The 11,212-nt window shown below is 53.5% G+C and carries 8 protein-coding genes; 1 reads left to right on the top strand and 7 read right to left on the bottom strand.

Going from position 1 to position 11,212, the window contains the following annotated elements; translation table 11 throughout:
* From GPK89_RS16655 to GPK89_RS12675, 7 genes are all read right to left on the bottom strand, one after another.
* On the bottom strand, positions 1 to 92 hold a 92-nt coding region (locus GPK89_RS16655), incomplete at its 3' end, for a hypothetical protein (protein WP_346344860.1).
* Positions 93 to 166: 74 nt separating this feature from the next.
* Complete coding sequence (locus GPK89_RS12700; RefSeq protein ID WP_215693622.1) at positions 167 to 1,579, bottom strand: alpha-L-fucosidase; 1,413 nt, start codon at positions 1,577 to 1,579, stop codon at positions 167 to 169.
* 4 nt (positions 1,580 to 1,583) lie between these two features.
* Entirely contained in the window at positions 1,584 to 3,752 is a 2,169-nt protein-coding gene (gene gnpA, locus GPK89_RS12695; RefSeq protein ID WP_215693620.1) for a 1,3-beta-galactosyl-N-acetylhexosamine phosphorylase, read from the bottom strand.
* Entirely contained in the window at positions 3,749 to 5,914 is a 2,166-nt protein-coding gene (locus GPK89_RS12690; RefSeq protein WP_215693618.1) for a glycosyl hydrolase family 95 catalytic domain-containing protein, read from the bottom strand. The genes gnpA and GPK89_RS12690 overlap by 4 nt, the downstream gene beginning before the upstream one ends.
* Before the next feature lie 29 nt (positions 5,915 to 5,943).
* Positions 5,944 to 6,798 (bottom strand): carbohydrate ABC transporter permease, encoded by an 855-nt coding sequence (locus GPK89_RS12685; RefSeq protein WP_215693616.1) that lies wholly within the window; start codon positions 6,796 to 6,798, stop codon positions 5,944 to 5,946.
* A 1-nt stretch (position 6,799) separates the two neighbouring features.
* On the bottom strand, positions 6,800 to 7,714 hold the full coding sequence (locus tag GPK89_RS12680; protein WP_252261664.1) for a carbohydrate ABC transporter permease: 915 nt from the start codon (positions 7,712 to 7,714) through the stop codon (positions 6,800 to 6,802).
* Positions 7,715 to 7,811: 97 nt separating this feature from the next.
* Complete coding sequence (locus tag GPK89_RS12675) at positions 7,812 to 9,215, bottom strand: carbohydrate ABC transporter substrate-binding protein (RefSeq protein WP_215693613.1); 1,404 nt, start codon at positions 9,213 to 9,215, stop codon at positions 7,812 to 7,814.
* 537 nt (positions 9,216 to 9,752) lie between these two features.
* Between GPK89_RS12675 and GPK89_RS16650 the strand changes: the two genes are divergently transcribed.
* A complete protein-coding gene (locus GPK89_RS16650; RefSeq protein ID WP_337614932.1) occupies positions 9,753 to 11,207 on the top strand; it encodes a sensor histidine kinase in 1,455 nt (484 codons plus the stop codon).
* The last annotated feature ends 5 nt before the right edge of the window (positions 11,208 to 11,212 follow it).

Below are 11,212 nucleotides of genomic sequence, written 5' to 3'. Positions count from 1 at the left end.
GGTGTTTTTACATCCGGGTGTCCGGCAATACCAAGGCAATCGCCGCGCATCTGGTCTGCCATAAGCAGGATAATATTAGGGCGTTTATCCATACCAACCCCTCATCTATATTTTGGCAGGGAAAGGCGTGCCGCAGCAACGCAGCACGCCTCTTTTGCCTGCATCCTTACTGATAGACTTCCAGCAGCCGCAGAGTTGGTTCCGTGCGAGAAGCGGTGATCTTTATGGTAAGCGTCTGCACATCCACGGGGGTAAAGCGGCAGATACGCTTATGTCCCACTACCGTAAATTCGGCAGCCTTGCTTCCGTCTGCCCAAATCTCGCCGCTTTCTATGCGCTGTCCCGTTGGAAGATGCTCGCCCAGCACAACACAGGAAACCTTCTGCAGCTCCGGGAATTTCAAAGTAATCGTATCGGATTCTTGTCCGTAGGCAGCCTGCCAATAGGTATTTGCCATACCGTCCACAGCCTGTGTGATGGGGTGCTGCGCAATCGCAGAATCTGCCGTAATTTCCGCCTTTTCTGTTACGTTGTCGGCAAAAATCTGCCGGATTTTAGCACCCAGCTCCGCAAGGCTGGCGCAGTCCGCCGCGGCAATACGCCCATGCGTATCAGGCGGAATGTTCAGCAGCAGGCTGGCGTTCGCACCGACGGCATCCAGATAGATGTCCAGCAATTCGCCTGCCGTGCGCACGTCAGTGTCCTCCTCCGGGTGGTAAAACCAACCTGTTCGGATGGAGGTATCCACCTCGGACGGATACCAGACAAGTTCTCTTGCATTGCGGATAACCGCTCTGCTGCCGATGTCCTCGTCCTGAGAGTCAATTTTACGGGAAAATTTTCCGTCATCCGCCTGCTGCGATTTGGATGCCGTGCGCTCTGCATCCCGCAGCTCTGCGGGAACCACGCTCCATTCAGCTTTCCGGCAATGCCCTGCCTCGTTGCCGCACCAGCGCACATCGGGGCCGCAGACATTCAAAACCGCATTCGGTTGCAATTTACGCAGCACTGCATAGTAGCGTTCCCAATCGTAAATTTGCTTTTTGCCGTTTTTGCCCTCGCCGCAGGCCCCGTCAAACCAGAAGCAGAAAATATCACCATAGTTTGTTGCAAGCTCGGTCAGCTGGGAAACGAAATAATCATCATACGGTTTTCCCTGCCCATAGCGTGCATCGTGGCGATCCCACGGGGAGAGATAGACGCCAAACTTGATACCTCCGCGCCGACAGGCATCCGAGACTTCGCGCACAACATCGCCCTTACCGTCTTTCCACGGGCTGTTCTTGACGCTATGCTCCGTGTAGGCGCTCGGCCACAGGCAGAAGCCGTCATGGTGCTTACAGGTCAAAATTAGCGCCTTCATGCCGGCACTTTTGACTGCGGCAACCCACTGGTCGGCATCCAGCGCATCGGGGTTGAACAGCGCCGGGTCTTCGGTGCCGTCGCCCCACTCGCGGTTCGTGAAGGTATTCATGCCGAAATGGGTAAAGGCGTAAAATTCAAGCTGCTGCCATGCCAACTGGCGCAGGCTTGGCGTGATAGAGGCTGCATAGCGGATCTGTTCTTCGGGTGTTCTCATTCTATTACCCCTCAATGCTGTACCACTTGATCTCGTTGGCGTCCAGATGCAGGTCAAAACTGCTGCCGTCGCCGGTGTAAACCGTGGTATCCTGCGGCTCGTAGGTGTTGTTGACCACACAGTACTTGCCGTTCTTGACGTAGGCATGAACTTCCACGTTGTAGTTCGTGCTGAACCACTTGTGCAGGTCAGCTTCATCGTGGGCGGCCCACAGAATGGCGCGGTACAGCACGCGGTTGTTCACGAAGCTGTAGGGCAGACCGCTGATATAGACGCCGCGGCCCTGGCCGTATTCGTGGGCGGCCATCTGGACTTCTTTGTCACGCTGAATGAGGATTTCGGTGCCTTCCAGCGCGAAGATACTCTTTTTGCCCTCGCCAAAGTCCACGTCATGGTCGGGGCAGTCGGCCAGAATAAAGTGGTCGCGGTGCTCGTCCCAGTTGTACTTGTCGTAGTTCAAGGTAAAGCCGGTTTCCTTCTCCACGCCAAGCGGCGCGGCCAGCTGCAAATAACGGCCCTGATACTGATGGCCGCCCGGCTCGCCGACACCGATCAGACCGCCGCCGCGATGGACAAAGCCCTTGACGGTAGCGGAAACATCCGGATCCTCCCAAACCTTGCCGCCGGTGTGGGCGGTGTCGCCGTCACCGACGTTGATGAGGACGTCAATGCCGTCCAGCACCTTCGGGTCAGCCTTGATGTCGTCAAAGCTGATGAACTTCACATCAAACGGCGCACCGGACAGCGCCTCGATAACGCCCGCATAGCTGTAATTCTGCTTCTGGTACAGCGCATGGTGGACCATGTGGCAGCCCCAGGCGCGCTGCTGCCCCCAGCTGTTCAGAACAGCCACGGTCTTGACGCAGTAGGGCGTGGTACCCTTGATGTTCTCGTACAGCTCGCGGAACTCGTTGCAGACGCTCTCGACATAATCGAGAAATTCCGGGAACTCGCAGGCCAGCTTCAGGTAACCGCCGTAGCCGATGCGGTCAATGGGCTTGCGCAGGATGGCGCGGCGCGCGGTGACCCAGTTTTCCTTGGCCTCGCGCACAGGGTCGCCGCCCTCGTGGAAGGTATCGGGGAAGAAGTAGGGCAGGAAGCGGCCCTCGGTGTACTTGACACCGGGGATGTCGGAAATCAGGCGCAGGGTGCTGCCGTTGCCGACACTGCCGACAATGGCATCCACGCCGGACTTCTGGAATTCGGGCATGAACGGCTCGCAGCCAATCCAGTGGTCGCCCAGGAACATCATGGCTTCCTTGCCGTAGGCGTGGACGATGTCGGTCATTTCCTTCATCAGCCCGGCGACCTCGCGGCGCTGGAATGCCTGAAAATCCTTGTATTCCTTGCTGGGCACGCGGTACTGGTTGTTATAGTAGCCCTGGTCGATGATGAACTCGGGGCGAAATTTGTAGCCGACTTCTTTTTCAAACTGTTCCAGAATGTAGGGAGAAACGGAGGCAGAATAGCCGTACCAGTCCACATACTTCTCGCGGCGCAGCTCGTCAAACACCAGCGTGAACAAGTGGAAGAAGGTCGTAAAGCGAACGACATTGACATAGGGGTGGCTTTCGAGATATTCGCGCAGGCGGCGCATCGTGTAGGCGTGGGTCTTGGGCTGGCGCACATCGAACGGGATCTGGTGTTCGACATCCTTCCAGTCATTGATGACCGAGTTGTACATGTGGACGGGGTCCCAGATCAGGTACGCCAAAAAGCTGACCGTGTACTCATGGTAGGCAGCGGGGGCATCGATGGCAACGCTTTCGCTGGCGGCATCATAGTGCCAGTCGGCGGTGGGGACAGGCTCACCCGTCGTGCGATCTATGACCTCCCACCAGCGGGCAATATCATCGTGGTCGTTGACCTTCATCAGCTCGCGGCTGATGCCCGTCATCAGGGGGATGGTCAGCGCACCGTCCGCAGCGGTATAGAACGGGGTCATAATGTAGCACTGCTGCGTTTCATCGGGGTTTGCCTTAGCCCAGGCGTTGTCCTTGCGGGTGGTGTAGTAGGTGGCGTAGATCTTGGCGCCGGTGTCCTTCAGCTCCTGCGGGAATTCGGTGCCGTCGCAGTCGCGGATGGCATCCGCGCCCCAGCGCTTGAGCAAGGCGAGGGTTTCGGGTACTGCGTCCATATCGGTGGGAATCGTTACACGACCTTTGGTATTCATTTCTTGTTTTCCTCCGTCCATTGGTAAGATTGAGTTTGTCCGGCCTGCAAGGTGACCCAGCAATGCGTGTTGCAAAGATACCAGCTTCCGTCCTGTGTTGCTTTTACGGTAAGGCTGTGCTTGCCGTCTGCTGTCTGCTGATAAGAAATCAGCAGACCATTTTCTGCCCGCAAATTCTGAAATGCAACAGGTTCATTTTTCCAGCCCTGCGGGCAGGCCGGTAAAACCTCGATATGATTCTTTTCGGAACGCAACAGCATTTTCTGTACTGCGTGTGCCGCCAGAAAATCCGCTTCCAGCGTAAAGGGGCGATAGTGGAAATCACAAACGCCGCTGTTTTTGTAGTCGCCGTTCAAATGAAATCCGTTCCGGCTCAGGAAATGCTCTGCGAAGCGGTGCAGCTCATACAAAGCACCATTTCCATTGCTGCGGGCAATCTGCAAAAGTGCCATCCAACCGAAAGAAAACCCTACCCACTGCCCACTACCGAGGTGTACAAGGTGATCTACTGTTGCATCTATTACGCTGCGGTCCTGCGGATTTTCATAGCGCAGCATACACAGCGGCTCGATTGCCATAGCGTGGGAAAAATGGCGGTGCGTTTCCTGCAAGGTTTCATTGGGCGAAAGCATCAGCCCGGTTTCTGTATCTACGCTCAACGGAGCAAGTTTAGCCTCCATTGCATGCCAATGGCCGCGTGGCTTGCCAAGCTGGTACTCGATCTGTACCAGAGTGTGGAACAGATAGTGCAGCAGCGCCAAATCATAGTTGCTGTTAGGAGTCAGCCATGAGGCTGCCTCATCATCGTGAATTTCCGGTGAGGACGAGACCGGTAAAACCAGCTTTCCGTCCGGGCCTTCTTGGAGAAGTTCTTCCAGGCAGGCTGCCGTGGCGGTAAAGTAAGGTTCCACACGGGTGCGCAGAAACTCTTTATCCCCCGTCAGGCGGTAGTATTCATAAAACATCTGGCAGAGCCAGATTTGATTGGTCGGTGACAGGGAATACATCGGCCAGCCGCCGAGCGCTCCGCCGTCAATGTCCATGACACTGGGCAGGCACTCCCCTGCTGTGCCGTAAAATGCACGGGCAAACTTTGCCGCCTGCGGGCGAAGTGACCAGAGATAGTCGAGAAAAACCTTTCCCTGCTCCGGGTGGTTGGCAGTCAGGTAGTGACAATAGGTGAATTGGGTGTTGAGGTCGTTGTGGTAATCCCCTTTCCACGGTGGGAGCCGGTCGTCATCCGCGCACCATACCCCTTGCAGCGGCATCGGGGCATTGCCCGGCTCGGAACCCGCTGCCAAAAAGTAATTGGCGCGGTACCAAAGCTGTTCGAGTGTTTCATCCGGCAGCTGCAAACTGCTTTTGCCCCAGTATTGCTGCCACCAGCGTTTATGCTGTTGCAGCAGCTTCTCTGCACCCATATCTTCCGCTGCACATAGTTCAAGCTTCGCCAGTCGGCTTGCTTTTTCTACGTTTTCTGCCTGCACGGCGGTATAATACAGCGTTGTGCCGCATTTTTTGCAGAGCAGCGTATAGGCAGTTCTATCATCGACCTTTTGGGTAAAGCCGGTCATGCCGTTCCCTGTTTCAGGGACAGCCTCCGGCAGGGCGAGCTGCCGCAGGCTGCCGGGGGATACGCTGTTTCCTGCTTCGGCTGCCTGTGTACCATCGCCGAAAGATGGGCGCTCCACCGTAAGGGTCACATCCCGGTATGTTTCCGGCAGCATCAGCACTCCCACAGGCCGCCCCATACAGAGGAAGGCGCGCAGAATGGTTGTACCCTTTTGCGAAAAGAATGCCACCGCCGTGCCCAAATCAAGGCTTGCCTGATAGCTGCCCCGCGGCAGTCCATCCAAAAACAAGTGTCCCGCGGGGATTTTTGTAGGTGTCGGGCGGGCATAGGGCGTATCAAAGATACGGCGTGTTTCTGCCACATCGCCTTTCCGTGCAAGCTCTACCAGTTTTGCATAAGTAAATTCTTTATCGAGTTTTTCCTCCGGGCGGCGGCGCAGCCACAGTCCGGCAATGTCCACGGAAATGCGCAGGTGCTCCATCGGCCCCCAAAAAAGAGAACCGAGTATGCCGTTCCCCAGTGGAATTGCTTCATCCCAGCGGGGTATTGGGCCGGTCAAATTGATGTTGCAATGTTTCGGGGGCAGCATATCGGTTCTCCTAACCTATTCGATTTTATTTAGCCCTTAACGCCGCCGACGCTCAAGCCCTGCACGAGCTGCTTCTGGCCGACGATGAAGAGGATGACAGTGGGAATCAGTGCCAGCACGAGGGCTGCGAACAGCGCGCCCCAGTCGGTAGCGTAGCGCTGGATCTCATACAGGTTGGCAAGGCCGACAGGCAGCGTAGCCTTGGTCGGATCGGTAACCATAACGAGAGCCACCGGGTACTCGTTCCATGCTGCCATAGCGGAGATCATGCAGACCGTCACGATACCGGGTTTGCACATAGGAATGATAATGCTCGTCAAAATACGGAACGGGCCGCAGCCGTCGATCATGGCTGCCTCCTCATAATCACGCGGGATGCTGCGCAGGAAGCCGGTCAGCAGGAAGATTGCGAACGGGAACTGCATCGTTGCATACAGTACACCCAGCGCCGTCAGGCTGTTGAGCAGGTTCAGCTTGTTCATCTGCAAGAACAGCGGAATCATAATATAAGTGGCCTGAATGAAGATGGCCGCCATGTAGATGTTCAAAATCAGCTTCGCGCCGGGGAACTTATACCGCACAAGGCAGTAAGAACACGGCACAACGCAGATCACAATAATGACCAGTGTTTCCAGCACGACATAAATCGAGTTGCCGATGTTGGCAGCAAGGTTAGATTTTTCATAAGCGCGGACGTAGTTATCCCATGCGAAGCCCTGCGGCCATGCAAAGGGGTCCGTCAGAAACTCTGTACTGGTTTTGAACGAAGAAACGACGTTCCACGCCAGAGGGTACAGCATGATAATGGCAACCAAAATCAGGAACAGGCGCGTCACCCACTTGATGACCTTTGCTCTGATTTTGCTTTTTTCATTTTGTGTCATATTACTGACCTCCTTCGGAAGCATCGGTCAATTTGCGGGACAGCATGGACAGCGCCACGGAGATGGCGAGCGTAAAGACCGTGATAGCCATGGCATAGCCAAAGTTGCCGTTGACAAAACCCTGCGTGTACATATATTGCAGCAGAACGCTGGATGCACCGTTAGGACCGCCGCCAGTCATGACCTGCGAAAGCACAAAACTCAGGTTGATGGTGCCGGAAAGTGCCAGAACAAAGGTGATGCCAATAATATCTTTCATCAGAGGCATCGTAATACTGATGAGCTTGCGCCATGCGCTGGCACCGTCCAGCGTTGCGGACTCGTAGATTTCCGGCGAAATGCCGTCCATAGCCGCGATGTGCATGACCATATAGTAACCGGCAGCCTGCCACAGCAGCGTGAACGCGATGCACCAAAGCGCAGTCTTGCTGTCGCCCAGCCAGGAACGCTGCAAGCTCTCCAGCCCGACAGCACCGAGAATCTTATTGACGATGCCCACATTTGGGTGGAACACAAAACTCCATATAATACCTACAACGGTCAGAGAAACGATGTTCGGGAAATAGAAAAGCGTGCGATACAAGACCATTTCTTTCAGCTTGCACTGGTTCAAAACGAATGCCAGCACCAGACTACAGAAAATTGTGATAACGGGAACAACCGCCATCAACTTTGCTGTGTTTATAAGTGCTTGAATGAAAGATTTGTCGTGGAACATATAGATATAGTTATCCAGTGCCACAAATTTGTTGTTAAGCCCCAGAGAGGTCGCATTGGTAAAAGAAAGATATAATGCCTGCGCCGTAGGCCAGATCGTGAACATAAGAGTTAGGATCACGGCAGGCAGAACGCTGATGCAGATAAACAGTATGGGAAGTGGCTGCGCCTTTTTTTGGCGATTTTGGCGGTTTTTCAAACAAGTTTCCCCCTTAAAAAGAACCCTGCCAAGTTCGCATGGCGTTTACTCGGCAGGGCCAATCTTATTTTGGTTAGTGGAAATTCAGCAATTCAGCTTACTTGGAAGCAGCAATCTCCTCGAAAGCAGCCTCGATGCCGTCACGCCACTGCTCGGCAGTCATGTCACCATTCATAACGTCACTGGCAACATTGAAGACGGAATCAGCGATAACGACCTTGCTGGTGTCGGGCATTGCATCCCAACCGAAGACCATGAACGTGCCTTCCTGATAGATGTCGTTCATGTTGTAGACACCATCGGTAACGATGCCCTTGACCATCTCGTTGGCCTTCTTCAGAGCGTAGATGCCGTTGGCTTTTTCTGCGAACAGCTTAACGGAATCCTCAGTGTACAGGAAGCGCAGGAACTCTTTTGCCAGTTCGGGGTTCTTGGCGTTGGCAGGAATCTCAAACTGCTCAACGGAGCTCATAACATAGCGGGTTTCGCCGTCATCCAGAACGGGTGCGCAGGTCAGACCAAACTCAAAGCCGTCAGCACGGGGAGCATCGGCCATTTCGCCTTCCATCCAGTTGCCGTTGGGGATGAACAGAGCCTTGTTCATCATCATGTCAGTCTGGCTCTGGGTATGGTTCAGAGCAACGGTGCCATCCATCAGGTAGCCATCGGTGCCGATCTTTGCCATGTTCTGGAAGACCTTGAGGGCCTCATCAGAGCTGAGGGAGCCGGGCGTGTAGGAGGCGATTGCCTTCATGTTGTCGATGCCGGTGGCAGAAGCCAGCGCAGGCCACAGCATGCTTTCGAGGTAGCCGGGGTAGATGCCCTGATAGGTAAACAGCGCGATACCCTTTTCCTTGGCCTTTTCGCCCAGTTCAAAGAAGTCATCCCAGGTCACAGGCGTTTCCCAGCCATTCTCTTCGAACAGGGTCTTGTTGTAAACCAGACCCATCGGGCTGGCATCAAACGGGGCAATGTAGATCTTGCCGTCGCCGTAAGGAGAGCACTTGGCGGAATCCAGCAGGCCATCGATGACCTGATCCTTCAGCGGGGTGTCATCATCAATGCCGCCCTCCTCAAAGACATCGGACAGATCCATCAGTGCATGTTCCTTAACCATGGAGGAAATCAGGCCGGTGGAGTCGTTGTCGTTCATCGAGATGAAGTCGGGAACATTGCCTGCCACGATCTGCGGGCGGATGATGTCGCCGATCTTCGGGCTGATCTGCATATTGACAGTAACGCCGGGATAAGCGGCCTCAAAGCGTTTGATGATTTCGTCCCAGTACTCGGAACCGTAGCCGCCCTCGAACACCGCGATGTTCAGTTCATTGTTCTCAAAGGTCTTCTCACCGGTAGAGGCTTCGCTGGTAGCGGTGGACGTTGCTTCGGAAGAAGCGGCCTCACTGGATGCTGCTGCGCTGGAAGATGCTGCGCTGCCGCAGCCTGCCAGACAGGTAGCTGCCATTGCAGTGGCAAGCATCATGCTGATTGCTTTTTTCATGGTTTTCCTCCTAAAAATTATTCCTTCTTTGTTTGGGATGCGGCTCATCTGTCGTTCCCTGATTGCACTCTTATTATATCGGGCAAGCCGGATTTGATAAATGTATTCCCTTTACTTAAAGATGGATTTTATTGACTTTTTCTGTCGTTGCCCTTATAATTCAGGTAATGTATGGATAGATTGTAGTCACTTTGCACAAACGGAGGCCTATATATGTCACTAAATGCACAAAAAACGCGTGAGTTTTTCCCAAATGTGTTGCGACGAATCAAACTTCGCACCCGTCTGTTTGTGACATTTTTGATTATTTCTCTTGTTCCCGTCATCACGATTGGTATTTTTTCTTACCATGCATACACCCAATCCATGAACGAAAAGGTCAAACAGGCTGCCTTACAATCTATCGAACTACTCAATAATAATATGTCTACCCAGCTTGGCATTTATAGCGACTACATAGGTTCCATCTCCGTATCTGATACTGTACAGAATGGTGTCGCATCTATCAATAATGGGCACCCCCTTACGAGTGATATTGTGAGCGGTATTGGTGAAATGATCGTCACAATTCCTTTTCAGAGCACACACCTTAAAAACATCCGCGTCGTTTCCAATGACCGCACAGTCATCTACGATTTGGGCTATGACGATATTACACCCCAGCGTTTTAATGAATTGCTGGATAATATTGAAGCCGCTTCTCCACAGGATAGTCTGCAATACATCCACACTTACCGCGCCAACGATAAAATTGTCATTGGCCGTAAAATCTATGACATGCACCACACCAGCACGCCGCTGGGGTATATCATGCTGTACATTGACGAATCCCAGCTGAGTCGCTACATATTTACTGATGTTTCCTTTGGCGAGGGGTCCAACTTCCTGCTGATTGATGCTGCCGGCAATGTGGTTTCTTCTCAGAACGCGGAACTGCTGGGAGAAGATTTGGCCGATGACCCGATTTTCCAGCAGATCACGGCGCTTCGGCAGGCGGGTGAAAACAACTTTTTATGTGAGCTGAACGGCGTAGATACGCTGACGATTTTCAAATACAACACCACCTATAATGTATATCTGGTGGCCACGATTCCGCAGGCCTACATTACCAACGGCACAAGAACCATCAATATGATGCTTATTGCGCTGGCCGCAGTGCTGGTCGTTGTCAGTTTGTTCCTGACACTGCTTGTCTACCGCAGCGTCATGCACCCCATTGATAATATGGTTGCCGCCTGCAATGCGAAAAGCGATGAGGAAATCGGGCTGAAAATCAATGATCCCAGCCCCGACGAGCTCGGATTTCTGGCGCGCACCATCGACAACATGGTCAACGAAATTGGTCTGCTGGCGCAGCGCTGGAGCGATGATCAGCGCAAAATGCGCGAGTTGGAATTGCAGACTCTGCAATATCAAATCAACCCGCACTTCCTGTTCAATACCCTGAACACCTTAAAGTGGATTGCCACACTCAATCACGTCACCCCGGTCAGCCACGGCATTGATGCCCTCTCTTCCCTGCTGCAAAGCACCCTTATTAAAAAGGATGAACTGATTCCGTTTGACGATGAGCTGCGCAACCTGAAGAACTACTGCGACATCCAGCAGCTGCGTTACGCAGGGCGCTTTGAGATGGAATATCAAATTGAAGATGCTGCCGGATACTGGACTGTGCCGCGCTTTATTTTGCAGCCGCTTGTAGAGAACTCCATCCTGCACGGCACGGCGGATGAAGATGATTTTGTCACCATCACCGTCCGTGCCACCGTGAGCGAGAATCTGCTTACCATTCATATCTCCGATACCGGCTGCGGTTTTGACCCCAGTGCCATCAAGGAGAAAAATTCTGAGCGCTTCTCCGGCATCGGATTAAGCAACGTAGATGAACGTATGCGTCTACACTACGGAAATGAATACGGCCTTACGATTGAAAGTGCCCCCGGCACCGGCACACAATGTATTCTCCGTATTCCAAATGAAGCCATTCGTTGAGGTAA

The organism is Gemmiger formicilis (genome assembly GCF_018784445.1).
Taxonomy (GTDB): domain Bacteria; phylum Bacillota; class Clostridia; order Oscillospirales; family Ruminococcaceae; genus Gemmiger.
Note: the sequence above shows the minus strand (reverse complement) of the source record. Positions and strands in the feature narration are given on the sequence as shown.